This window comes from Lacihabitans lacunae (assembly GCF_042649125.1).
In the GTDB taxonomy this organism is placed as follows: domain Bacteria; phylum Bacteroidota; class Bacteroidia; order Cytophagales; family Spirosomataceae; genus Leadbetterella; species Leadbetterella lacunae.
In genome coordinates this window covers 4,628,119-4,652,139 of record NZ_JBHRYQ010000001.1, presented here as the reverse complement: position 1 = coordinate 4,652,139, position 24,021 = coordinate 4,628,119, and the positions used below count along the sequence as shown (strand labels likewise).

Genomic DNA, 24,021 nt, shown 5'->3' with positions numbered 1-24,021 from the left:
GCTTTGATAATCAAAACAGCCTCTTTTTTTGATAGCAAGAATAATCTATAATCCCGCTCCTTTTATAATTTCATCTACCACGCCCGGGTCTAGCAAGGTAGAGATGTCGCCCAAGTTGCTCACATCTTTTTCTGCAACTTTTCGGAGAATCCTCCTCATTATTTTTCCTGACCGAGTTTTTGGAAGACCTGTCACAAACTGTATTTGGTCGGGTTTGGCTATTGGCCCGATTATCCTAGAAACCGTCATCAAAATGTCCTTTTTGGTCATTTCGGGGTCACTTGGCATTTCTTCACAAATTATATAGGCATAAATCCCCTGTCCTTTGATATCATGTGGAAAGCCCACAACGGCAGACTCAACCACGCCCGTGTGCATGTTTAGTGCGTTTTCAACCTCCGCAGTCCCTATTCGGTGCCCCGAAACATTGATAACGTCATCTACCCTACCCGTTATTTTGTAATATCCATTTTCGTCCCTTTGACAGCCGTCACCCGTAAAATACATGCCTTTATAGGCTGAAAAATAAGTATCCTTGCAGCGTTGGTGATCGCCCCAAGTAGTACGAATGATTGAAGGCCATGGAAACTTAATACACAAGTTGCCATTTACGCCATTGCCCGTTATTTCATTTCCTTGGTCATCTACCAAAACAGGCTGAATACCTGGTAAAGGAAGGGTTGCAAAAGAAGGGATAGTTTTGGTGATATTAGCCAATGGCGAAATCATAATGCCGCCGGTTTCGGTCTGCCACCAAGTGTCAACTATCGGGCATTTACCTTTTCCTATTTCGTCGTTATACCAATGCCATGCTTCTTCGTTTATAGGCTCACCTACCGAACCCAAAACTTTCAACGAGCTGAGGTCTTTGTCTTTATAATATTCAGGACCAAAACCCATTAACGAACGAATGGCCGTAGGTGCAGTATAAAAAATGTTTACTTTGTGTTTGTCTATTATATCCCAAAAACGCCCCGCATCTGGATATGTAGGCACGCCTTCAAACATCACAGAAATGGCTCCAGCGGCCAAAGGCCCGTAAACTATATAGGAGTGCCCCGTAATCCACCCAATATCCGCTGTACAGAAATACACATCGCCTGGGTCGTATTGAAATACATTTTGGAACGTATAGGTAGCATACACCATGTAACCACCACAGGTATGCACCACGCCTTTGGGCTTACCAGTTGAGCCCGAAGTGTATAAAATAAACAACGGGTCTTCTGCGTCCATTTCTTCTGCAGGACAGTCGCCTGACACGTGCTTAACTTCTTCTTCCCACCATACGTCACGGCCTTTTATCATAGAAACTGGCGTACGTGTGCGTGTGGCCACTATCACTTTTTCTACTGAAGTGCAGCTTACCAAGGCATCGTCTACGGTTTCTTTCATTGGTATGTGTTTGTTGCCTCTAACCGCACCGTCAGTGGTTATAACTACTTTACACGCCGAATCGTTGATTCTGTCTGCTATAGCTCGTGCCGAAAAACCACCAAAAACTACCGAATGTATAGCTCCTAGCCTGGCACATGCTAATACGGCAATGGCTAACTCAGGAATCATAGGCATGTAAATACATACACGGTCACCTTTTACTATTCCGTTCTTTTTTAAGACATTGGCAAACCTACTTACTCTATCTAACAAAACACTATAGGTCAGCGTGATAGCTTCTTCTGAATCATCATTTGGTTCCCAAATAATAGCAGGCTGGTTTGGTTTTGTGGCTGCGTGCCTGTCTAGGCAACTCTCGGTTATATTTAATTTCCCTCCTTTAAACCACTTTACATCATAGTCGTTAAAGTCCCATTCGAGTACTTTTTTCCAAGGTTTTTTCCAAACAAACTCTTGAGCTACTCCTGCCCAAAAACCCTCTGGATCTTCTACACTCTCTTTATACGCTTTGTCGTATTCTTCTTTGGTTTTAATTCTCATAGTTATTTTAATATTTAAGATTTTATACTTTACAAATTTTAGCGGTTACGGCTATTTCTTTTATTTCGTCCAAAATACTTGGGTCGTCGATTGTAGATGGAATAGTGAAAGGAACTCCGTCTATCACCATTCGCATGGTTTTTCTTAATATTTTTCCCGAACGTGTTTTAGGAAGTCTTTTGACCACCACCACCGTTCTGAAAGCCGCCATGGCTCCTATTTGGGCTCGCACCAAGGCAATCAGCTCCCTTTGTATTTGTTCGTCTGAATAGTTAGATGAATCTTTTAAAACTACAAGCCCTAAGGGTTTTTGACCTGAAATTTCATCTGCAATACCTATGACGGCACATTCAGCCACGGCAGCATGGCTGCTCACTATTTCTTCCATCTCCCCAGTAGAAAGCCTATGCCCCGACACATTAATTACGTCGTCTATTCTTCCCATTATAAACACATAGCCATCGGTATCTATGTATCCACCATCACCGGTTAAATAATACCCCGGGAATTTATCCAAATAGGACTCTTTGTATCGAACTTCGTCATTCCAAAGTGTAGGCAAACATCCTGGTGGCAGTGGCGTTTTAATACAAACAAAACCTTCTTGGTTTGGTCCTAAAACCTCACCTTCTTCGTCTAATATAACCACTTCATAACCACAAACGGGCTTTGTAGCCGAGCCTTCTTTTACGGGTAACTGAGCCACGCCCATCATATTGGCCACTATCGCCCAGCCTGTTTCGGTTTGCCACCAATGGTCAATAATTGGTTTTTGGGTTAACTCTCGCAACCAATGTATGGTTGAAGGTTCGCAACGCTCACCCGCAACAAAGATAGTTCTAAGGGCACTCAAGTCGTATTTTCTAAAATAAACAGACTCTGGGTCTTCTTTTCTGATGGCACGAAAAGCGGTTGGAGCCGTAAAAAATACATTAACTTTATATTCCTCCATCATTCTCCAAAAAGTACTTGGATCGGGAGTTTTTATTGGTTTTCCTTCAAAAATAATAGAAGTACAACCCGCAATCAAAGGTGCATAGACTATATAGGAGTGCCCCACAACCCAACCCACGTCAGAAGCCGCCCAAAAGACGTCTCCTTCTTTTGCATTGTACACATATTCCATCGAAAAACGCATGGCCACCGCGTGTCCGCCATTGTCTCTGACAATGCCCTTTGGCTTGCCAGTAGTGCCTGAAGTGTATAAAATATACAAAGGGTCTGTAGCTTTAACGGTAACGAAATCGGCAGGACTTGATGCAGTAACCGTGGTTTCAAAATCGAAATCAAAACCTGCTTTTAAGTCACAGCGTTGGGTGTCTCTTTGTAATATCAGCGTAGCACTCGGCTTAAATGAAGCCAAGGCAATGGCCTCGTCTAAAAAAGGCTTATAAGGAATTATTTTTTCTATTTCTATTCCGCAGCTTGCCGATATCACCACTTTAGGTTTGGCGTCTTCTATTCTAATGGCTAACTCATGTGGAGCAAATCCACCAAAAACTACCGAATGAACGGCACCAAGTCTGGCACATGCCAACATAGAAAATGCCGCATCAGGCACCATGGGCATATAAATGATAACTGTATCCCCTTTTTCAATGCCCAGTTTTTTTAAGGAACCGGCTATTTTTGAAACACGTTCTTTTACTTCTAAAAAAGTAAACTGTTTTTTGGTGTTAGTAACTGGCGAGTCATAAATAAAGGCAAGCTTATCGCCTTTGCCTTCGTCTACGTGTTTGTCTACAGCCAAATAACAGGTATTAAGCTCTCCATCTTCAAACCATGAATAGTTTTCTTCATTGTCTACATTAAGGATATTTTCTGGGGTTTTAAACCATGCAATTTTACTTGCCTGGTTTCTCCAAAAGTACTCTTTGTTTAAAATACTCTCATTATAGAAATGATTGTAATCCATGATTTTGTTTTTTTAGTTGATATCTGTTGATATTAAATTCACTTTTTTAATTAGTTCTCTGGTAGAAAATGGTTTTGGAATGTATAAATCTGCACCTAATATATAGCCTTGCTCTATTTCTGATTCTTTGTTTTTTGCACTTAAAAAAACAACTTTTGGCTTTCGGTCTTTATACTTGGTCTTGGCGTGAGCACAGACACTGTATCCATCCACGTTGGGCATCATAATATCTAAAATCAAAATAGAAGGTTGCTCTTTGTCAAACATTTCGATGGCCTCTTTACCGTCGCGGGCTATTAATACTTTATAGCCTTCTTTTTTAAAGAGAAACTCAAGAGACATCAAGATACTTGGCTCGTCGTCTGCAATTAATACTTTCAGGTCTTTTCTAGGATTCATGTATATATTTAAATTATAAAGGAAAAACTACGGTCACCGTCGTGCCTTCGTTTGGCGTACTATTTACGCTTATATTTCCTTTGTGAATTTCAACTATTTTTTTTGTAATTGACAGCCCCAAGCCCGAACCTTTCTCTTTTCCTGCCGCTTGGTTATCCGCTTGATAAAACTTTTCAAAGATTCTGTGCTGCGTTTCTTTGGGAATACCCACGCCATTGTCTTTGACCTTAAATACAAGCTTTCTTTTTGAAGTGCTTATATCTAACTCCACCTGTCCATTTTCTGGTTTTGAAAACTTAATGGCATTCGAAATCAAATTTATCAACATCTGAATCAGTTTGTCCTCGTCACCTTTAAACCGTGATACATCATCGGAGATCATAAAACTCAACTTGACGCTTTTCTCTTTTGCTAATTCTTCTAACCTAATAAAAACGGTTTCAACCAGTTCTTTTATATCTATCGATTTTTTTATTAGCAGATGTTTGCCGGACTCATATTTTTCTAAATCCAAAACTTGATTTACCAACCGACTCAATCGGTCAGTTTCGTCTATTACCGTATTGAGAAAAAGTTTTTTCTGATCAAAATCCAAATCTTCGTTGTCAAACATAATTTCAGAAAGGGCCTTAATAGAGGTCAGAGGCGTTCTGATTTCGTGTGTAACGGTGGTCAAAAACTCATTTTTAATGACATCCGATTCTTTTAATTTTTCGTTGGCAATCCGTAACTCTTTTGAGAGTTTTTCGAGTTGGTTGGTTTTGTTTTTAAGCTCTTCGTTATCTTCAATAATTTTCTGCGATCTTTTTAACACTTCCAGCACCTCGTCAATACTCACCACTTCTTCTTTGGTAATAGACCCAACCAAAATCCGAGCTGTAGAAGTACCTATTATTCCAGAAATTTTATTCTCAACATAGCTTACAAGTTTTGAATCTGCGATGCCATCTTTTAAGTTTATATGATTTTTTTCTGAAAACTCACTTAGCTCTATTTCAGCCTGAGAACTTCCTATAAAACTTACCAAAAGGTCTATTAAATGTTGGTTTCTAGCCTTTCCTTTCCAAAGCAAGGACTGCCCGTCTTTATTTGAATATTTAAAAACATCTACAAAAAGTAAGGCTTGCTTGGCTTCTTCTGCTGTAACATTGGTACACATAGAAACCGTGTAAAAAATGATGGCATTTAAAAATATACTCCAAAAAGTAGCATTCGAAATTTCATCGAAATCTTGAATCCTAAATACCTCAAAAAATGCGTAAAACTGCCGTACTATTTCGATGCTAAAATTTCCGTTTTGGTCTTGCAGAAGCGAAGGCACTATCAACGAAAACAACCAAATGGTAAAACCTGACAGCAAGCCATACAAGGCTCCAACTTTAGTGGCACCTTTCCAAAAAATACCCGCTAAAATAATAGGAGCAAACTGTCCGATTGCCACAAAGGCGATTAAGCCAATAGAAACCAAAGAGAAGTAGCTAGAGACGGTCTTAAAATACACAAACCCTAACAGAATAGTTATGACAATCGAGATTCTTCTGATCCAAACTGCCAAGTTGATTATTTTGAACGTGTAGGTATCTTTAAACTTTTTGTTTTCTAATAAACTCGGCAATATAAGACTGTTAGTTAGCATAGTACTGATTGCTATCGTCTCTACTATTATCATGCCTGTAGCTGCCGAAAAGCCACCTATATATGCAATTAGAGCCACAATATTGGCTCCTGCAGCAAGTGGCAACTCTATGACATAACTGTCAGAAGAGATATTTGTAAAGGACGAAAAAAGCGAATTGCCTGTAAGTGCGATTGGAATAACGAAGAGGTTAATCAAGACCAAATAAAGCGGCAAAAGCCAAATGGCTTGTTTTAGATTCTTCTCGTTTTGATTTTCTACTACTGCCACCTGAAACTGCCGCGGCAAAAACATAAATGCAAGTGCCGAAACCAAAATATGCATAAACCAATTGCCGTACCCTGGGTGGTTTTTAAACTCAAAAGCTTCTTGAATTTGTTCTTTAAAATAATGCTTTTCAAAAACATCATTAAGTCCATCATTGATCCAAAATGTCACAAAAACACCCACTATCAAAAATGCTAAAAGCTTAAAAATACTTTCCGCCGCTATCGCGAAAATCATACCTTCATGTGTCTCGTTGCTTTGGACTTTTCTAGTACCAAAAAGAATCGTGAAAAGTATTAAAATAAGCGAGATGTAAAAAGCTGGCTCTTGATAAAAATACGACCCATGTGCTACTCCTGTCAGTGTCTCAAAGCTACTTGAAATGGCCTTGATTTGCAGCCCTATATACGGCACACCCGCTAATAATGATATTATTGTTACCCATATCCCCAAAGAACGATATTTGCCATATCTGGCAGAAATGAAGTCAGCTACACTTGTGATACTATAAACATGCGAGATTCTGATAATTTTCCTCAAAACACTCCAGCCCAAAAGCATCACCAAGGTAGGACCTATATACACACTCAAAAACTCAAGCCCCGACTGGTTTACCCGACCCACACTGCCATAAAAAGTCCAGGCAGTGCAATAAACAGAAAGCGAAAGTGCATAGACATAGGGGTTATTGTTCAGGCTCTTTTTCTTATTCTTAAAACTCTCTGCAACGAAAGCCAAGTAAAATAAAAAGCCTAAATAAACGAGCGAAACTATCCCTATAACTACACCATTCATCTGTTTACAAAAATAGCAGCTGCAATAATTATGACCATCCAGATACCAAAAACTAAAACGATTTTGAGCGGTATGCTACCCACGTAAATATCATTTTGAATAATTGATAATATTGGAAGATTCAACAAAACCAACAGCAATATAAACAGTAAAAAAAGTTTTTGTTCTCGGGCCTTATTTTCCATTTTTTCCATATTCTAAAACAAATACTTTTTTAAGAATATATGCCAACCCAATTGTTGGCATATATTGCTACATTTAACCCTAACACATTTTGAGTATTTGATAAATAAACATCAAAAAACAAGTTCAAAACGAATTATCTTCTTATTTGTAAAGGGCTAAAAATACCCCACACAAAATCAAACTTTAATCTTTTTTGTTATATTCTCCTTGCAGGCAATACAAGCCAAAGTAACCCAAAGACCCGGCTATCATCGGACAGAGAACCACTGTATAAATCACCGCCGGAATCACGTTTTCGCCTCCTTTGTTCCACAATGTAACCGCCTGATTTACTATTAGATAATACACCGCAAATGCTCCAATGGCTATCCAAACCACGCCTAATATTCTTTTTATAATATCCATAATTGTACTTATTATTTTAGTTATTAATCTTCTACTTTATTATCGTTTCCATCTAAATATACGGTACCTATCACAAAACATATTCCGGCTATTATAATCGGATACCATAGGCCTTCTAAGTAAGGTTTATCTACAGGCATTATGTCAAGTCCAGCAGCTGCGGCCTTCTCATTTAATGACCTCGCATTAGTTACTAAGAAAGTAGCAATAGCAGGAAGCAAACCTCCAAATATTCCGTTTCCAACGTGGTATGGCAGCGACATCGATGTATATCTGATTTTAACTGGGAACATTTCAACCAAAAACGCGGCAACTGGCCCATATACCATTGTTACGAAGAGCATCTGAACAAAAACCATCCATATCAATGTCCATTTGTCGTTATCGTTAATGGTCACTACTTTTTTGGTATCGATTAATGCTTTGCCATCTTTTGTATCAACTACACCGTTGTTTAGCGTCACAGTTTTTACCTCTTTATACGTGGTTCCATCTTCAAAAGCCTTGGTTACTGTGTAAACGGAGTCTACTCCACCGTTGGCATTTTTAGCATTTTCTTTCAGTTCTGCCAATGACGTGGTTTTATCCACTATTTCAGTTTTGTTTTTGATGTCAACGGTCTCATACATTTTGGTATAGATACTTCTGTATGATAGTATAGCGATTAGCATACCGGCCATCATGATCCATTTACGTCCAACTTTGTCAGACAACCACCCAAAGAACACAAAAAACGGAGTACCCATACACAACCCCCAAATCAAAATACTGTCTACTTGCTCTTTGGGTACATTCAAAACTTTCTCTATAAAAGACATAGCATAAAACTGCCCTGTGTACCAAACCACACCTTGCCCCATGGTAACCCCCAACAGTGCTAATAACACATACTTGAAGTTTAGCTTATTTCCGAATGACTCTTTTAGTGGATTTGAAGAGGTTTTTCCTTCTGATTTTGCTTTCGCAAAAAGCGGCGATTCGTGCATGTTTTTACGGATCAAATACGAAACCCCTACCATTATGATTGAAGCTAAAAAAGGAATTCTCCAACCATAGTCATCAAATGCTTCTTTGCTAAGTGAGGCTTTGGTAATCGCGATTACTATTAAAGAAATAATCAAACCCGCAGTGGCTGTAATCTGAATCCAAGAAGTCATATACCCTCTTTGGTTATCAGGTGAATGCTCGGCTACATAAGTTGCCGCTCCGCCGTATTCGCCCCCTAAAGCCAATCCTTGCAATAACCTAAGTAACAATACCAGAAGCGGTGCCGCCATACCGATGGTTTCGTAGGCAGGAATAAGTCCAATTATAAACGTGGCCCCACCCATCAAAAGCAGCGTAACCATAAAGGTGTATTTTCTGCCAATTAAGTCGCCCAATCGGCCAAAAAACAAGGCTCCAAACGGCCTAACGATAAATCCTGCTGCAAAAGTGGCCAATGTAGAAAGGAAAGACAAGGTTTCCATTCCCGGCCCCGAAGGGAAAAACTTTGTAGAGATAATAGTGGCTAAACTTCCGAAAATATAGAAGTCGTACCATTCTATCATTGTGCCTACCGAAGATGCCCCAATTACGGAGAACATCGAACTTTTTTTACTTGATGACATAATTTTTAAGGTTTAATAGATATAAGGGTTCATAAAATTATAAATATACTTGCAATTGCATAATAAATTCTCCTAAAGATTTCTTCTGACCCGTGCTAGCCTCTATACCCGGACGAAGAGAATATTGCGTAGTGATTTTGGCATGATGACCGTCAATCAGCCAGTTGGCTCCTAAATCCACGTTAGAAACAGCAGTGGGCAAAGCTTCGAAACTTTTCATGGTATAAGCTGCAAATGGCTGCACCCTAAGTTTTGGTTTTTCGGTAGCTTTGGGAAGCAATAAGCCAACCTGAGTGTAAAATATATTTCCCGTGCCAATCATCGGCTGAGCATTTCCCACTCCAGAGGTCAACTTATCGGTTCCTTTATAGTTGGCATCTACCGAACCCACGTTCATGATGCCGATGTTTCTAAGGTAGTTTGGCCCGAAATTATAGTTAAAAAAGCCCGAGTAAGCCGTAATCGCCATGTTCTTTTTCTTATCGCCAATTGGCATATCCAAGAAGGCATCTACAGCCAAAAGCGAAATATTATGTGTGCTCACCGTACCATTTAGCTGCGACTTGGTTCCTTTTGGTTGCGTATAAAAACCTGCTCCCAGGTTAAACACCCGCTTGGTTCCCAAATATGTCCCCACTTTAAATGGAAGTACATTTGATTCCGTATCCAAAAATTGATACTCTACATAACCAGTTTTTGAAAACGCACTTTTGCCGTTGTTATCTACCGCCACCTCAGTGCTGGGGTTTGTGGCGTTGGCAGGCACTAAGCTTGTGGCAAATGGCTTATTCAAAGCAAATCTATACTCCAATTTGTTGAGTTTTCCTTTTGCAAAAAATCCCATTTGTCTGGCAAACTGATCTGAGTTTTCGATTGTAGCCCACGAAAAAATGGGAGAATCGACAGTTAAAAAGTTAAGTGTGGAAGAATAAGTAAGACGGGAAACGCCCATGAAATAGTTTAAACCAGCACCAAGTGTTAAACTCGTGTTTTTATTTTCTTTAGTTGGTTGAATAATCGCATACTCATTCCAAAAGTCATGGAAGAAAAGTTGCGGCTTTTTGCCAGCTCCGTACCCTCCCGTTCCGGCCGAACCAGAAGCTCCGCCATTAAGAAACGTTTGGTTATTTATACCAAAGTGAGCCAAAACCATATATCGTTTACTAATTTGTGCGTATGCTAACATTCTCAATCTTCTCATTCCCACATCTGTATTGTTTTTTGCAGCCTCCCCGTTTATAGCTGTACCGGGGTTCATCTGCGACGCCCGAAACCAAGTTTGATTCCAGGTTATAAACCGGACATACTTAGTCCCTTCTGGGTTAATATTCAATTTCATTCCACCACCATAATCAGCTGATCCTTGGCCACTTACTTTTCCAAATGCCAGCGTTAAAAACAAGATAATTACTTTTTTCATACAGGTTTATTTTAAGAATAGGTTTGGTTGTACATTTCGTTGACAAATGTTACCTATCTAAATTTTAAACCGAAAAAAAAGTATAGTTAAGCTAAATTAATATAGATATAGTAGAAATATAGCCCAAACGCACCCAAAAGCCACTTTTCGAAACTATCCTATACTCATTTGACATATTACAAAATAAAATTTCTCTAAATAAAACTGAAACAATATAAACTCACCTTCAAAATACATAAAGAATAGTCTATAAAACTAGTAGAAAGTATAGATTAATTAAAAACAATGCGATCCCACTGAATGACCATAAACTTATCGCCCAACTCTGTTACGAGCATACCCTTTCCTTCCACATTTTGAGACTTTGCCACAAACTCAGCTAATTCCCTATGGTTCAGTATTTTATATGTAGGAGTTGCGAGGTTTTGTTTGGGTATTTTAATTTGATATTTCTTTACCCAATTCATGACAGACACGTGGCTAATGCCCAATAATCGCTCTATTTCTCTATAACTTACACCCTCTATATAGAGCTGCAAAGCCTTTACCACATAGTAAGAATCTATACTTTTACCCATCTTTTCGACAGTAAAATTATACATACAGGTGCGACATTTGTATCGCTGTTTTCCTTTGATAACGCCGTTTTTAGAGATATCTTCAGAATCACATTTGGGACATGGAGGGAATAAGTTGGCCATCTATACTTTTTTAGCAAATATATATCTTTTTAGCAAAATTTATATTATTAATAGATAAAATATAAAAATTACAATAAATATTTTCTTAAAAAATTGAGCATTCAAAAAATAACTCCCTTTTAGATTAGACTGGAATTTAAATTTTTGGATTGGTGTTTTTTAAACTTGACCTCTTTAATATCCTTTCTAAAATTATATGAAACTATTACTTAAGTACCTGAGCAGATACAAATACCAAGTATTGCTAGCATTTGCTTTGGCAGCCATAAACCAGAGTTTTTCATTAATGGATCCGTATTTTTTCGGAAAATTGATTGATAAATTCGCCAAGTCGCCTGGTCAATATGGGCAAAATGAGTTTATAATGGGAGTTGGAATGATGCTTTTGGCAATAATAGGTGTGGCTATGGTAAGTAGAATCGCCAAAACCTTCCAAGACTATGTGGTCAATATGGTCATTCAAAAATTTGGTGCCGCCGTTTTTATAGATGGTTTAAACCATACCCTAAAACTTCCTTTTCAGCAGTTTGAAGACCAACGAAGCGGCGAAACGCTATCTATCCTACAAAAAGTAAGACAAGACTCTGAGAAATTTATAACCGTATTTATCAATATCGCATTTACGTCATTGGTAGGAATCGTGTTTGTGATTATCTATGCCATCAACATTGACCCGATATTGGTTCTGGTATATTTTGTCGGAGCGTTTGCGTTAGGTACTCTGACGAATTTTTTGAGTAAAAAAATAAAAGAAATACAGAAGACCATCGTAAGAGAAACCAACGCATTGGCAGGTTCTACTACGGAGTCATTGAGAAACATAGAACTTATTAAAAGTTTGGGCTTAGCCGATCAGGAGATCAACCGTTTGGAGACCAATACTTTAAAAATACTTAAGCTTGAGCTCAAAAAAGTTAGAGGCGTCCGTTCTATCAGTTTTGTACAGGGCACATTCGTCAATTTGCTCAGACAAGTTATTTTATTCTTCCTTTTGTTTTTGATATTTAAAAACGAAATGACTGTTGGTCAATTACTAACGCTCCAATTTTATTCATTCTTTATTTTTGGACCGCTGCAAGAGTTTGGAAACGTCATAATCGCATACAGAGAAGCGGAAGCTTCACTAAATAATTTTGAGAAGCTGCTTGCTACTCCTGTAGAAGTAAATCCGGCTTCGCCTACTAAACTTGGAGTTTTAGAGAAACTATCATTCAAAGACGTAGATTTCAAACACCTTTCAGCTCAAACAGCTGCTCTGGAAGACATAAATTTTGAAGTTAAAAAAGGAGAAACTATTGCCTTTGTAGGACCATCAGGTTCAGGTAAAACTACCTTAGTAAAGCTTTTGGTTGGATTATATCTAGCCAAAATCGGGAAGATATTTTATAACGACATTCCATCAGAAGAACTTTCGATTGATGAACTCAGAACACAGATTGGTTTCGTGACCCAAGATACACAGCTATTTTCGGGTACTATTAGAGAAAACCTATTGTTTGTAAACCCTACGGCTACAGACGAACTGATGATAGAAACCATGCAGAAAGCTTCGTGTTATAACTTGCTATCGAGGGCAGAAAATGGCCTTGACACCGTAATAGGCGAAGGCGGCATGAAAATATCAGGAGGAGAAAAACAGCGTCTTTCTATTGCGAGAGCTTTGCTTCGTGACCCTAAAATATTTGTTTTTGACGAGGCCACTTCCGCTCTCGATTCCATTACCGAAGAAGAAATAACCAAAACCGTGAAACAAGTAACGGCAGACGGAAACTACATAACGGTAATGATTGCCCATAGGTTGAGCACCATCATGCATGCGGATAGAATCTATGTTTTGGAAAGAGGAAAAATAATAGAAGTAGGCGAACACAAAGAACTACTCGAACAAAAAGGACTTTATTATGCCATGTGGCGTCAACAAATTGGCGAAAGACAGGCTCCTAAAGACTTGGTGATAAACTAAAAATAATACATGAGTAAATCGGTAACTATATTAACTGGCTTTTTGGGATCAGGCAAAACCACTTTTTTAAATGCTTTGCTAATAGCTAAAAAAGACAAGAAATTTGCAATAATAGAAAACGAATTTGGGCAGGAAGGTATAGACGGCGAACTGGTTATGAAACCCGACGATAGCCTATTTGAGATGAATAATGGCTGCCTTTGCTGTACGTTAAATGACAACATATACGAAATTCTTTCGGAGCTAAACAGTAGAAATCAAGAATACGACGAGCTCCTAATAGAAACCACGGGTATAGCCGACCCAGCCGGCGTTGCAAATCCTTTTTTTGGCAATAGCGAAATAAAACGTGACTTTTCGGTAAAAAGAGTAGTTTGCTTAATTGACGTAGCTTTGATTTTAGATCAATTAAAAAACACCGAAGAAGCTATCAAACAGATAGTCTTTGCTGATGTTTTACTTTTAAACAAGACGGCGTCTGTTACGGAGGCTCATTTAAATGAAATAAAAGAAACGCTCGAGAAACTCAATCCGTTTGCAAAGGTATTTAAAGAAAACGATGGACAGTTTCCAATAGACAAAATATACGCCACCGAACGTGACCAAGATTTTAAAACCGGGGGTAAAGATACCTCCCATGACCATAAATCTGGCCACCATCACCACGGCGACATAGCATCATTAAGCTTTGTTTTTGATAAACCTTTCAATGAAAAGGAGCTTCAAATGCGGCTATTCGGCTACTTAGTTTTTGAGGCAAAAGACTTGTATAGAGTCAAAGGCATAATACACGCTAAAGATATAGAGCATCGTCTGATTTTACAGTCAGTGGGCCAAAGTTTGGTAATAACCGGTGGTAGAAAATGGGATGAAGGTGAAGAAAAAAAGAGCAGAATTGTATTTATTGGCAAGCACCTCGACAAGTCGCTGTTCGAACAAATGCTAAATGGCTCACTTGCCGAGTAGGCTAATCTCTCTTAGAAAAGACATTAATTAAGAAAATCTCTTAATTTTGTGATGTAAAAACGAATTAATTCAAAAAAAGAAAAATGGTAAACAAGGCAATAGAAGTAATGGCTCCGGCTGGATCGAAGGAAGCAATGGTGGCGGCGATTCAAGCAGGTGCTAACTCTGTGTATTTTGGAGTAGAACAACTCAATATGCGTGCTCGCCAAACCAATAATTTTCTTTTAGAAGACCTCCCTGAAGTGGCTAAGCTTTGTAATGAGCATAATGTAAAAAGTTACATAACACTCAACACTATCATATACGACCATGACATTTCGCTCATGAGACGTATTATAGACGAGGCAAAAGCTGCCGGCATCACGGCCGTAATAGCCTCTGACTTAGCCGTAATGAACTATTGCCGTAAAAAAGGAATGGAACTTCATATTTCTACGCAGTCAAACGTAACCAATATAGAGACCGTAGAGCTTTACGCAGACTATGCCGATGTGGTCGTTTTGGCTCGTGAACTTACCCTCAAACAAGTAGCTGAAATAGTAAAGGCAATAGAGAAAAATCAGATTACGGGTCCATCTGGCAACTTGATTCAAGTTGAGATATTTGCTCACGGTGCATTGTGTATGGCGGTTTCTGGCAAATGCTATTTGAGCCTCCACTCTCACAATGCCTCGGCCAATAGAGGTGCCTGCATACAAAACTGCAGAAGAGAATATACCGTAACAGACGAAGAAGGAATAGAACTGGCGATTGACAATGAATACATTATGTCGGCCAAAGACCTGTGTACCATAGATTTTCTGGATAAAATATTAGAAGCCGGCGTACGGGTTTTAAAAATAGAAGGACGTGGACGTGCCGCCGACTATGTCTACAACACCACCAAATGTTACCGCGAAGCAGTAGACGCAATTGAAAACAACACGTACACCCAAGAAAAGATTGAGGTTTGGAAAGAAAAACTCAGCGAAGTATATAACCGTGGCTTTTGGGATGGTTACTACTTGGGTCGTAAAATGGGTGAATGGAGCAATGTGTATGGCTCAGTAGCTACTACCAAGAAAATATACATAGGCAAAGGCGTCAAGTATTTTGCTAATGTAGGCGTAGGCGAGTTTATATTAGAAAGCCACGACCTCAAAATTGGTGATAAACTAATAGTAACAGGGCCAACTACCGGATATATAGAAACCACCGTAAACGAAATCAGACTTGGCGAAGGCTCAGGAAAATCGGTAGAAATAGCGAAAAAGGGAGATTCAGTTTCGTTTCAAATTGGAGAAAAGATTCGTCCGTCTGACAAGCTTTATAAAATAGTGGAGCATGTTTAGGGTTTTCCATTATAGAAACCGCTGTATAGGCTGTAATGCTTGCGTAGAGATAGCGTTTGAACAATGGCGTATGTCAAAGAAAGACGGCAAAGCAGTACTATTAGGTGCCAAAGAAAAGAAAGGTGTTTATAATATATCACTGCCAGAAGCCGTATTAGAAGAAAACATCCAAGCCATGGAGGCTTGCCCCGTAAAAGTGATAAAAATAGAGCGTTAACTTATTTCAATATTATATTTTTGAAGTAGACCTACCACATTTTCTTTCGAAAACTTAGCTTTCTTTATTTGATTTTTTTCTGGGTCAAATGCTATTCCAAATGAGGTACTAAAATCCACTTTTTCTAAATTGGTTCGGTCAAAAATAGCCCCATTGAGTGCACATTCCTTAAAACTACTACCCATCAAATTGGCTTCAGAAAAATCTACTTCCTCTAGTTTAGATTCTGAGAAAGTTGTCTTTTTAATATTTTGCTTGTAAAAAGAAGCCAGTCGCAGGTTACATTTTTCGAATTTCACTTCAAACAAAAACGGATTGGCATTTTGAAAAGGAAAACCAACCAATTTGCAATTCACAAAATACACTTCTTGGAATGAAGTATTTAAAAGCTGCACGTTGGTCATATCACAGCTATCAAATTCACAGTTGATAAATTTACTTTGGCGTAAATCCAAGGCCTGCATTTGACAGTTTTGAAACACACAATTTTCGTAATCTGCTCTTTGGAAGCCCTCCTGCACAAAGTTTATTTGAGTAAACTTCTCTTCAAAAAATTCCACTTATTTTACTTGATTTTTTTCTCGAAACAAACACTATTTTCCACTCCTGAATACTGCCCGTAGTTCTCAATAACAGCATATCCGGCTTTTTTATAAAGAGCGATGGCATCCACTTGACGCTTGCCGGTCTCTAATATACACGAATCGCAGCCAAGTTGAGCCGCCCACTTTTCCAATCGGGTAAGAATTTCTAAGCCTAAGCCCTCACCTCTTTTTGTTTCGTCTACAAACATACGTTTTACTTCCATACAGGTATCCGAATAAGCCTTTATAGCACCGCATCCAACAGGTACTTTGTTGTCATAAGCCACCAAAATATGTTTTATATTATCTACTTTATTAAACTGGCTATAAAAAATATGATCTACGCCATCTGTGATTTTCAAAGTAGCATCCAAGCGTTTTACCAAAGCCAAGAAATCGGGATTTTCGGCATTTGTTTTTACAAATTTTATCATTTATTAGGAGAGCTAGGTTAATAGCATTTTATTCAATAGCAAATTAAGAAAACGTATTTTACCTCAAATTACGTCAAATTCTAAGTTTCCTTTTAATTCTTTCTGGCTTTTTTTATCCCAGACTTTAAACAAAATAGATGTCAAAGCTTATTTAGATTCAAAAATAAGTGTCAACCATCATAATGCCTTAACCATAATGGCGTCTTCCATTAGATAGCCGCGACCAATGTCGAAGTCTTGGTATTTTAAAACCTCAAAACCTATTTTTTTATAAAAATTCAAGGCCTTATTAAACTTGTTTACATTCAGCGTTATTTGAGTATTATTGACACTGCGAGCATGATCGGCAGCTAAATTTATCAAGGCTTTACCCACACCGTGACCTTGTGCACTTGGCAAAAGGTATATTTTATGTATTTTGGTAGTTTTGGGTTCCGGATAGTTGTACTGAAAAGCCACAAAACCAATGATCTCATTTTCTTTTTTTGCGATATAAAATATCTGTTCTTCACTCTCCATTTGTATAGAAAGCACTTCTTCAGAATACATCATATCCAGCATATAGGTCATTTGGGCATTTGATAGAATCTCACGATACGTCTCCGGCCACGTTTCATAGGCAATATATTGAATCGTTGGAATATCTTTGAGCTCTGCTCTGTGGTAGGTAATCATGTATTTTAGTCTAAATTTAAATCACAAACAATGTCTACTTCCTCTAGTTGGGCACCTAAAGCTTTGTAAAAATTAATGGCGGGCATATTCCAAGAAGAAACCAGCCACCGCACTTTGGAGCAATTGTCGCTTTTGGCTTTTTCTATAATGAGCTGCAACATAGATTTACCCCAACCTCCTTGTCTATAATCAGGTTGAATATACAGGTCGTCTACGTATATCGCCTTGCCTGTCCAGCTATGGTAAGAAGGAAAATAAGAAGCAAAACCAACTATTTCGCCGGAATCGTTTTCAAGAGCTAGGGCTTGAATAAAACTAGCATTTTCAACCATTTCTTCGAGCGTTATTTTAACTTTTTCAGGCGTCTTCTGAAAATCAGAAAACTCTTTAATCAATTCAAAAATCCTAGGGAAATCTGAAAGATCGGCAGTCCTTATTTTCATATTATATAGGCTAGGGCTAGATTAATTGCATATTCAAATGTACACATTACTTTAGAAACTTCGGTACCTTTCGGTGCTTTGTGGCTTGTTCGTATGCATAAGCGATAGAAATAAGCGTTGGCTCACTAAAAGCTTTCCCGAAAAAGGAAAGACCTACTGGCAATTCTCCCACAAAACCCATAGGAACCGTGATGTTGGGATACCCTGCTCTAGCCGCCGGTGATGAACTGCCGATGTGAAAAGTATCGCCTGTTTCCCAGTTGGTTTTCCAGGCTGGGCCGCCCGTTGGGGCTATAATAGCATCAAGCTTATTTTCAGCCATAACTTTATCTAAGCCGTTTTCTCTCGATCCTCTCAGCAAATTAGCCAAAACCTCCTTGTATTTAGGTGAATCTAAGTCCTCTTTTTCAAGAGCCATTTCTAAATATCTTTGATTAAAATACTTTAGCTCAATAGAATCTGATTTATTAAAGGCAATTAACTCTTCCAGGTTTTTTATAGGAGCATTGGGTCCTAAACTTTTAAAATAATCGTTTAGCCCCGCTTTGTATTCATAAAGCATTATCTCAAAAGAATATTCACCAACTTTCGACTCACCAATTTCAGAAATCTGAACCACTTCTGCCCCTTGACTTTTTAAGTCTTCGATGGCTTTGTACACCAACTTGTCTACCTCGGGCAACTTTCCCATTGGAGGCATATAGAGGCCAATTCGCTTGTTTTTTAGTCCATTTTTATCCAAAAACTTCGTATAGTCTTTTTGGATAAATCCTTTTGCCTCTACTGTTTTAATATCGGCAGCATCGTAGCCCGTAATGGCATTTAAACAAATAGCGGCATCTGCCACCGATTTCGCCATTGGGCCTGGTGTGTCTTGTGTTGAAGAAATTGGAATAACACCAGAACGCGACACCAAACCCACCGTGGGTTTAATGCCCACTATGCCGTTTGCACTCGAAGGACATACGATAGAACCATTGGTTTCGGTTCCGATAGCCACCATACTTAAGTTAGCTGAAACCGCAACACCGGAACCCGCACTTGAGCCACACGGATTGCAGTCTGTCACATACGGATTTTTGGTTTGTCCGCCCAAGCCACTCCAACCCGAGCTTGATTTTTGACCTCTAAAATTAGCCCATTCACTTAAGTTGGTTTTCCCTAAAATTATAGCGTTGGCATCACGAAGCTGCTCTGCAACTTTACTGTCTTTTAGTGGAAACGAATTCATCAAAGCCCTTGACCCTGCCGTTGTGGGCATTTTATCGTGGGTGTCCAAATTGTCTTTTAATAACACAGGCACACCAAACATACCCCCCATTTTTTTGTTTTTCTTTAAAAGAATATCCAATTCTTTGGCCCTGGTAAGTGCATCAGGATTGACCATAATTACGCTATTAAGCTCCGGTCCACTTTGGTCTATTTCTTCTATCCTTTTTATATAAGCCTCCACCACTTGGCTCACTGTAAATTTTCCAGTTTTATACCCTTGTTGCAGTGTTTGGATATCCATTTCTTCCAAATTTATCTGACCGAAAGTGGAAACATTGACGAATAAGGCAATTAAAATAGAATACGTAAATGATTTAAAGTTAATTTTCATATTTATAAGTTATTGATGTAAGCATGTTTAACTTCTAAAGTGGGTAATCTGTTTTATCCTAAAATAGAAACTCCTATGAGTTTACCGATACCAAAAGTGACCGCTGCGGCAGCCAAGCCAAACAAAACCTGTCTAAAACCAGAATACAAAACACTTTTTCCCGTAAACAAGGTGATGGAGGCTCCAATTAGAAACAACCCCAAAGCACTAAGTAATGTGCTTAACAAAACTGCAGGTGTGCCTCCCATGAAAAAGAAAGGGATGACAGGTAAAACCGCTCCAACAGCAAACATAAAAAATGAACTCAAAGCGGCTTCCATGGCTGAGCCTTTAATATCTTCGGGATCTATCCCCAACTCTTCTTTAATTAAAACTTCGTGGGCTTTTTCCTTATCTTTCATTATTTCTTTGGCCATCACTATGGCTTGGTCGGCTGGAATTCCTTTTGCCTGATATATCAAAGCCAATTCTTTCTCTTCGCCTTCTGGATTGTTTTCTATTTCTTCCATCTCTAGGTCCATCTGGTTTTCATAAAGCTCCTGCGAACTTTTGACCGAAATCCATTCGCCCAAAGCCATAGAAAGTGCTCCAGCCAAAAGTCCCGCACAACCGGTCAGCAAAACCTCTTTTTGACCACTACTGGCTCCTGCGATTCCCATTACAAGTGAAAAATTAGATACAAGTCCGTCATTTCCACCCAAAACTGCTGCTCTGAGGGCATTGCCGCCTACAGATCGGTGCCTTTTTTCAAATCTAGCCAAATTTGAACCTGAAACTTTAGGGTGATTGTTGAGAATGTTTTTCAAAATAGCCACGTGAGCTGTATCTGAAATGGATGTAGAAACTCCGCCCCGGGCTTTCATAGTGGCTGAAGCCAAGCTTTTTTCGGTATCGAGCAATACGCCTAAAATATAGTCGTATCCAAAAAACTTCCCAATTTTATTTAATATTCTGGCTCTTAGAGATGGTGGCGGCAGCTGAGATTCGCCCAATTTGTTTTTTTTCAAAAAGGCTACTGCATGGCTGAGTTCAATCTCACTCATTTGTTTAAACACCTCCGCCACATTGGCGTCTTCTTCGTTTTTGGCCAAAACACCATATAAAAAACTGGCGTCTACTTCTGTTTGGATGTGCTTAATGTCGACCATTATTTTAAAACTTCTAGGTTAAATTTTGTCATTTCTATATACCGAATCATTAAATTTAGTTAATATTTTTAATCTTGGTGAAAAAGTATACTTTTTGTCTTATTTTTTCTTTTAAAAACCGATAAAACATTAATAATATGTCTCCAATAATTTCAGCTTTAGAACTCTCAAAAATTATATTAAATGACAAGCTACTGCTTTTGGAGTGTTCGTATGGGCCAACCGCAAAAGCGGAATATTTAAAAGAGCATATTGTTGGGGCTGTTTTCGTGGATTTAAACACGCAACTTTCAGAAATAAAAGAATATGCCAATGGAGGAAGACATCCACTGCCTAAGATTGAGAATTTTGGTAAAACACTAGGTGAATTGGGTTTAGAAAAAAATACGCATGTAGTAATATATGATAGAAAAAATGGAGCGAGTGCAGCTGCGAGATTCTGGTGGATGCTTCGGTCCGCTGGGCATGAATATGTACAAGTTCTGAATGGCGGCTATCCACAAGCCCTCGAAATTGGAATAGCAACCACCGATACTATTCCTAAAGTAAAATCTAATATGGTTTACGAAGTAACTGACTGGCAACTACCGCGTGCAGATATTAATGAGATATCGGAGAAATCTACCAATGAAAATTACGTACTAATTGACGTTAGAGAGCACATAAGATATATTGGCGAACAGGAACCAATTGACGAAGTGGCGGGGCATATTCCCGGAGCTATAAATGTACCTTTTAGCCAAAACCTAGACGAAAGTGGACTTTTCCTTAGTCCCGAAATTTTAAAAGAAAAATACGAAGCAATTTTAAAAGAAGCAAAAGAAACAACCGTCCACTGCGGTTCGGGCGTAACTGCCTGCCACACCCTATTGGCTATTGCCTATGCTGGATTACCAATTCCAAAACTTTACGTGGGTTCATGGAGCGAATGGTCACGTAACCAAAAGCCAATCGCTACTGGTGAGGCATAGTTAAGGTTTTAAAAAATCGATAATTTTATCTGAGAAGGCTTGTGATTTATGTGTTTCGTTGTGAGTGCCTGGCACTTTTTCTATTAATCCTTTTTTGAAATGAACCACAAGATCTTCAGGTTTTCCGTTATCTATATCTTCGGTACCGGCAATTACCAAAACAGGGATTTTGATTTTATGCAGTTCCCCAATAGAGGTTACAGGCTGATATTTTTGTAAAAGACCCAATATTGCCAAATCAGCTCCGATAGACTTAGCGTAAGTTACTGCTCCTTCGGTGAGGTTATCAAGAGGGGCTTCTCCGCTAAATGCGGCTCCAAACTTTAGTCGCCGGTCCCACTGTGGATTCGTAAAATCTAAGCCCATGCCTCCTATCACTGCTTTTTTGATTCTCTTTTCTGTAGTTAACCATTTTGCCAAAACTATTGACCCTCTCGAATACCCAATTACATCTACCTTATTTAGTTTCAAGTAATCAAGCATAGCACTTAAGTCTTTAACTTCAGTTCCATCATACGCTTTGGCATCATGCGATTTGTCTGACTTACCGTTTCCACGCAAATCTGGCACTATTACACGATATCCCGCTGCAAGTAAGTCGGCCTTTAATGGCGTTTTCGACCAAGAAGTTCCATTCGAAATAAATCCATGCAAAAGAATGACCGCATTTCCATTGCCTTCGTCTGTAAAGGCAATTTGGGTTTGGTCAAAACTTTTGAAAAACTGATACTCCGCTTGCCCAAAAGCACTTTTAGCGAAGCATATACAAAACAACAAAATGATAATATTCAGGCCTTTCGTGTTCATTTATTCAGTAATAATTGTTTTAGGTGAGTTGGTGCCACTTGGCAATACGCCGTTTCTAAGGCTCCGCTCAACTGTTGTATACTAACTATTTCGAGGTTTACGTGGGTCCAGCCTTGTTGCCCCCATTTATTTGGAACCGGATAAAAAACTTCGTCGGGAATTAAACAAAACAAAGTTTGGTCTTCCTGAGAAAACTTAACCGTAGCACGCTTCTCCGACTCCTTAACAGTGGCAAAAATCTTTGATTTAATACGAAAAGAAACTTTATCAAAATGTGGTGCTTCTTCCACCTCCGGAAACTCAGAAACTATCGCTTTTATATCGTTAAGACTAGTCATTTCTTTTATGTTTAAAATACCAGAAGTAAAGTTAAGTTATTTATTTATAAAAACTTAGCCCAACTTACCTGCTATAAACCCGGTGGTCCAAGCTGCCTGAAAATTATATCCGCCTGTGATGCCGTCAATATCCATAACTTCTCCCGCAAAGTATAATCCCGGACAAACTTTGCTTTGCATAGTTTGTACATCTATTTGCTCAAGACTAACACCTCCACACGTCACAAACTCCTCTTTAAATGTAGTTTTGCCCGAAACTTCATAAATGTCATTTACCAACACATTTACGAGTTTATTTAGGCCTTTTTTGCCCAGCTCACTCCATTTTTTACTTAAAGGAATTTCTATTTTTTCTAACAAAAAATGCCACAAACGCTCCGATAACCCAAATGGCTTAATGTTGGAAACCATTTTTTGAGGATGTTCTTTTACAATTTGCTCCATGGCAGCCATCACAATCTCAAAATTTGGTTCATTGCTCCAATTTACCTGTGTTTTAAAATTGTACTGACTCTCAGATAATACTCTAGCCCCAAAAGCCGATAACTTCAAAATAGCAGGGCCGCTCATGCCCCAATGGGTGATAAGCAATGGGCCGTCTGACTTTAGTTTGGTACTTTGAATATTTGCCATGGCTGGTTCTACCACTATTCCCATTAGGGCCTTTATGGGCTCCGATGGCATATTAAAGGTAAAAAGAGAAGGAACAGGCGGTTCTATTTTCAATCCTAAATTTTGTAACCATTCGTAACCTGCGAGCTTGGGATTCCCTCCTACACAAACTATTACTTTGTCAAAAAACTGAGAATCCTCATCCAAAAAATCAAGTTTCCATTGAGAGGCAACTTGGCTCAAAGCCTTTACTCCTTTACTGGTTTTGATGGCTATATTATACTTTTTAGCTTCATCTAAAAAGCAATCGATAATGGTCTGTGAGCTTTGCGATTCTGGAAAGACACAGTTGTCTTCTTGAGTAACTAATTTTACTCCGCGTGAGGTGAACCAATCGTGGGTATGTTTGGTATGGAAAACCACAAATGCCTTTTTCAGAAAACGGCCACCACGTGGATATGCCTCCGCCAATTCAGCTATTGACCTACAACCGTTGGTTACATTACACCTTCCTCCACCGCTTACTTTTACCTTAGCAAGTACTTTGTTTGATTTTTCAACAATCATCACTTCGGCTTCTGGATGGTGCTCTTTCACCGAAAAAGCAGAGAAAAAACCTGCTGCACCACCACCTATAACTGCTACTTTCATTCCCTG

Annotated in this window: 22 protein-coding genes; 5 read left to right on the top strand and 17 right to left on the bottom strand. The window is 38.8% G+C overall.

Annotation, left to right across the window (positions count from 1 at the left end):
• Positions 1-45 precede the first annotated feature (45 nt).
• The 8 genes from acs to ACFOOI_RS19785 form a co-directional block, all read right to left on the bottom strand.
• The gene (gene acs, locus ACFOOI_RS19820) at positions 46-1,938 is read right to left on the bottom strand and encodes an acetate--CoA ligase (protein ID WP_379839827.1); all 1,893 of its coding nucleotides are present in this window, start codon (positions 1,936-1,938) and stop codon (positions 46-48) included.
• A gap of 22 nt (positions 1,939-1,960) precedes the next feature.
• On the bottom strand, positions 1,961-3,853 hold the full coding sequence (locus ACFOOI_RS19815) for a propionyl-CoA synthetase (RefSeq protein ID WP_379839826.1): 1,893 nt from the start codon (positions 3,851-3,853) through the stop codon (positions 1,961-1,963).
• A gap of 12 nt (positions 3,854-3,865) precedes the next feature.
• Positions 3,866-4,252 (bottom strand): response regulator transcription factor, encoded by a 387-nt coding sequence (locus ACFOOI_RS19810; protein ID WP_379839825.1) that lies wholly within the window; start codon positions 4,250-4,252, stop codon positions 3,866-3,868.
• 13 nt (positions 4,253-4,265) lie between these two features.
• The gene (locus tag ACFOOI_RS19805; protein ID WP_379839824.1) at positions 4,266-6,950 is read right to left on the bottom strand and encodes an ATP-binding protein; all 2,685 of its coding nucleotides are present in this window, start codon (positions 6,948-6,950) and stop codon (positions 4,266-4,268) included.
• A gap of 369 nt (positions 6,951-7,319) precedes the next feature.
• Entirely contained in the window at positions 7,320-7,541 is a 222-nt protein-coding gene (locus ACFOOI_RS19800) for a DUF6814 family protein (RefSeq protein WP_379839823.1), read from the bottom strand.
• 23 nt (positions 7,542-7,564) lie between these two features.
• Positions 7,565-9,151, bottom strand: coding sequence for an MFS transporter (locus tag ACFOOI_RS19795; protein WP_379839822.1), 1,587 nt, complete (start codon positions 9,149-9,151; stop codon positions 7,565-7,567).
• A 37-nt stretch (positions 9,152-9,188) separates the two neighbouring features.
• Entirely contained in the window at positions 9,189-10,571 is a 1,383-nt protein-coding gene (locus tag ACFOOI_RS19790; protein ID WP_379839821.1) for a porin, read from the bottom strand.
• 272 nt (positions 10,572-10,843) lie between these two features.
• The gene (locus ACFOOI_RS19785) at positions 10,844-11,272 is read right to left on the bottom strand and encodes an IS1/IS1595 family N-terminal zinc-binding domain-containing protein (RefSeq protein WP_379839820.1); all 429 of its coding nucleotides are present in this window, start codon (positions 11,270-11,272) and stop codon (positions 10,844-10,846) included.
• A gap of 196 nt (positions 11,273-11,468) precedes the next feature.
• Between ACFOOI_RS19785 and ACFOOI_RS19780 the strand changes: the two genes are divergently transcribed.
• From ACFOOI_RS19780 to ACFOOI_RS19765, 4 genes are all read left to right on the top strand, one after another.
• Positions 11,469-13,235, top strand: coding sequence for an ABC transporter ATP-binding protein (locus ACFOOI_RS19780; protein ID WP_379839819.1), 1,767 nt, complete (start codon positions 11,469-11,471; stop codon positions 13,233-13,235).
• 9 nt (positions 13,236-13,244) lie between these two features.
• On the top strand, positions 13,245-14,201 hold the full coding sequence (locus ACFOOI_RS19775; RefSeq protein WP_379839818.1) for a CobW family GTP-binding protein: 957 nt from the start codon (positions 13,245-13,247) through the stop codon (positions 14,199-14,201).
• An 83-nt stretch (positions 14,202-14,284) separates the two neighbouring features.
• The gene (locus tag ACFOOI_RS19770; RefSeq protein ID WP_379839817.1) at positions 14,285-15,532 is read left to right on the top strand and encodes a peptidase U32 family protein; all 1,248 of its coding nucleotides are present in this window, start codon (positions 14,285-14,287) and stop codon (positions 15,530-15,532) included.
• Positions 15,525-15,749 carry a ferredoxin gene (locus ACFOOI_RS19765; RefSeq protein ID WP_379839816.1) on the top strand — a complete coding sequence of 75 codons (225 nt, stop codon included), beginning with the start codon at positions 15,525-15,527 and terminating at the stop codon, positions 15,747-15,749. The genes ACFOOI_RS19770 and ACFOOI_RS19765 overlap by 8 nt, the downstream gene beginning before the upstream one ends.
• Here the strand turns inward: ACFOOI_RS19765 and ACFOOI_RS19760 are convergent.
• The 6 genes from ACFOOI_RS19760 to ACFOOI_RS19735 all read right to left on the bottom strand — a co-directional run bounded on the left by ACFOOI_RS19760 (position 15,746) and on the right by ACFOOI_RS19735 (position 20,636).
• Positions 15,746-16,309, bottom strand: a complete 564-nt coding sequence (locus tag ACFOOI_RS19760) for a pentapeptide repeat-containing protein (RefSeq protein WP_379839815.1) — start codon at positions 16,307-16,309, stop codon at positions 15,746-15,748. The genes ACFOOI_RS19765 and ACFOOI_RS19760 overlap by 4 nt on opposite strands.
• Positions 16,310-16,314: 5 nt before the next feature.
• On the bottom strand, positions 16,315-16,767 hold the full coding sequence (locus tag ACFOOI_RS19755) for a GNAT family N-acetyltransferase (protein WP_379839814.1): 453 nt from the start codon (positions 16,765-16,767) through the stop codon (positions 16,315-16,317).
• A gap of 177 nt (positions 16,768-16,944) precedes the next feature.
• Positions 16,945-17,442 (bottom strand): GNAT family N-acetyltransferase, encoded by a 498-nt coding sequence (locus ACFOOI_RS19750; RefSeq protein ID WP_379839813.1) that lies wholly within the window; start codon positions 17,440-17,442, stop codon positions 16,945-16,947.
• A gap of 5 nt (positions 17,443-17,447) precedes the next feature.
• The gene (locus tag ACFOOI_RS19745) at positions 17,448-17,885 is read right to left on the bottom strand and encodes a GNAT family N-acetyltransferase (RefSeq protein WP_379839812.1); all 438 of its coding nucleotides are present in this window, start codon (positions 17,883-17,885) and stop codon (positions 17,448-17,450) included.
• Positions 17,886-17,931: 46 nt separating this feature from the next.
• Entirely contained in the window at positions 17,932-19,488 is a 1,557-nt protein-coding gene (locus ACFOOI_RS19740; protein WP_379839811.1) for an amidase, read from the bottom strand.
• A 53-nt stretch (positions 19,489-19,541) separates the two neighbouring features.
• Complete coding sequence (locus tag ACFOOI_RS19735) at positions 19,542-20,636, bottom strand: VIT1/CCC1 transporter family protein (protein WP_379839810.1); 1,095 nt, start codon at positions 20,634-20,636, stop codon at positions 19,542-19,544.
• A gap of 137 nt (positions 20,637-20,773) precedes the next feature.
• Here ACFOOI_RS19735 and ACFOOI_RS19730 point away from each other — a divergent pair, with 137 nt between their 5' ends.
• Positions 20,774-21,607 (top strand): sulfurtransferase, encoded by an 834-nt coding sequence (locus tag ACFOOI_RS19730; RefSeq protein WP_379839809.1) that lies wholly within the window; start codon positions 20,774-20,776, stop codon positions 21,605-21,607.
• Here ACFOOI_RS19730 and ACFOOI_RS19725 read toward each other — a convergent pair whose 3' ends face one another.
• Genes ACFOOI_RS19725 through ACFOOI_RS19715 form a run of 3 tightly spaced genes read right to left on the bottom strand, consistent with a single transcriptional unit; the run spans position 21,608 to position 24,015 of the window.
• Positions 21,608-22,414 carry an alpha/beta fold hydrolase gene (locus ACFOOI_RS19725; RefSeq protein ID WP_379839808.1) on the bottom strand — a complete coding sequence of 269 codons (807 nt, stop codon included), beginning with the start codon at positions 22,412-22,414 and terminating at the stop codon, positions 21,608-21,610.
• Positions 22,411-22,752, bottom strand: coding sequence for an MmcQ/YjbR family DNA-binding protein (locus tag ACFOOI_RS19720; protein ID WP_379839807.1), 342 nt, complete (start codon positions 22,750-22,752; stop codon positions 22,411-22,413). Before ACFOOI_RS19720 ends, ACFOOI_RS19725 begins: the two co-directional genes overlap by 4 nt.
• 54 nt (positions 22,753-22,806) lie before the next feature.
• Positions 22,807-24,015 carry a BaiN/RdsA family NAD(P)/FAD-dependent oxidoreductase gene (locus ACFOOI_RS19715; protein ID WP_379839806.1) on the bottom strand — a complete coding sequence of 403 codons (1,209 nt, stop codon included), beginning with the start codon at positions 24,013-24,015 and terminating at the stop codon, positions 22,807-22,809.
• Positions 24,016-24,021 lie beyond the last annotated feature (6 nt).

What these genes read in the sequence shown, in the direction of transcription:
- ACFOOI_RS19795 (WP_379839822.1), bottom strand. Translation starts at nt 9,151, where the DNA reads ATGTCATCAAGTAAAAAAAGTTCGATGTTCTCCGTAATTGGGGCATCT.
- ACFOOI_RS19815 (WP_379839826.1), bottom strand. Translation starts at nt 3,853, where the DNA reads ATGGATTACAATCATTTCTATAATGAGAGTATTTTAAACAAAGAGTAC.
- ACFOOI_RS19725 (WP_379839808.1), bottom strand. Translation starts at nt 22,414, where the DNA reads ATGAACACGAAAGGCCTGAATATTATCATTTTGTTGTTTTGTATATGC.
- ACFOOI_RS19770 (WP_379839817.1), top strand. Translation starts at nt 14,285, where the DNA reads ATGGTAAACAAGGCAATAGAAGTAATGGCTCCGGCTGGATCGAAGGAA.
- ACFOOI_RS19765 (WP_379839816.1), top strand. Translation starts at nt 15,525, where the DNA reads ATGTTTAGGGTTTTCCATTATAGAAACCGCTGTATAGGCTGTAATGCT.
- ACFOOI_RS19810 (WP_379839825.1), bottom strand. Translation starts at nt 4,252, where the DNA reads ATGAATCCTAGAAAAGACCTGAAAGTATTAATTGCAGACGACGAGCCA.
- ACFOOI_RS19790 (WP_379839821.1), bottom strand. Translation starts at nt 10,571, where the DNA reads ATGAAAAAAGTAATTATCTTGTTTTTAACGCTGGCATTTGGAAAAGTA.
- ACFOOI_RS19780 (WP_379839819.1), top strand. Translation starts at nt 11,469, where the DNA reads ATGAAACTATTACTTAAGTACCTGAGCAGATACAAATACCAAGTATTG.
- ACFOOI_RS19800 (WP_379839823.1), bottom strand. Translation starts at nt 7,541, where the DNA reads ATGGATATTATAAAAAGAATATTAGGCGTGGTTTGGATAGCCATTGGA.
- ACFOOI_RS19720 (WP_379839807.1), bottom strand. Translation starts at nt 22,752, where the DNA reads ATGACTAGTCTTAACGATATAAAAGCGATAGTTTCTGAGTTTCCGGAG.
- ACFOOI_RS19730 (WP_379839809.1), top strand. Translation starts at nt 20,774, where the DNA reads ATGTCTCCAATAATTTCAGCTTTAGAACTCTCAAAAATTATATTAAAT.
- ACFOOI_RS19805 (WP_379839824.1), bottom strand. Translation starts at nt 6,950, where the DNA reads ATGAATGGTGTAGTTATAGGGATAGTTTCGCTCGTTTATTTAGGCTTT.
- ACFOOI_RS19740 (WP_379839811.1), bottom strand. Translation starts at nt 19,488, where the DNA reads ATGAAAATTAACTTTAAATCATTTACGTATTCTATTTTAATTGCCTTA.
- ACFOOI_RS19785 (WP_379839820.1), bottom strand. Translation starts at nt 11,272, where the DNA reads ATGGCCAACTTATTCCCTCCATGTCCCAAATGTGATTCTGAAGATATC.
- ACFOOI_RS19750 (WP_379839813.1), bottom strand. Translation starts at nt 17,442, where the DNA reads ATGATTACCTACCACAGAGCAGAGCTCAAAGATATTCCAACGATTCAA.
- ACFOOI_RS19755 (WP_379839814.1), bottom strand. Translation starts at nt 16,767, where the DNA reads ATGATAAAATTTGTAAAAACAAATGCCGAAAATCCCGATTTCTTGGCT.
- ACFOOI_RS19775 (WP_379839818.1), top strand. Translation starts at nt 13,245, where the DNA reads ATGAGTAAATCGGTAACTATATTAACTGGCTTTTTGGGATCAGGCAAA.
- ACFOOI_RS19715 (WP_379839806.1), bottom strand. Translation starts at nt 24,015, where the DNA reads ATGAAAGTAGCAGTTATAGGTGGTGGTGCAGCAGGTTTTTTCTCTGCT.
- ACFOOI_RS19745 (WP_379839812.1), bottom strand. Translation starts at nt 17,885, where the DNA reads ATGAAAATAAGGACTGCCGATCTTTCAGATTTCCCTAGGATTTTTGAA.
- ACFOOI_RS19735 (WP_379839810.1), bottom strand. Translation starts at nt 20,636, where the DNA reads ATGGTCGACATTAAGCACATCCAAACAGAAGTAGACGCCAGTTTTTTA.
- acs (WP_379839827.1), bottom strand. Translation starts at nt 1,938, where the DNA reads ATGAGAATTAAAACCAAAGAAGAATACGACAAAGCGTATAAAGAGAGT.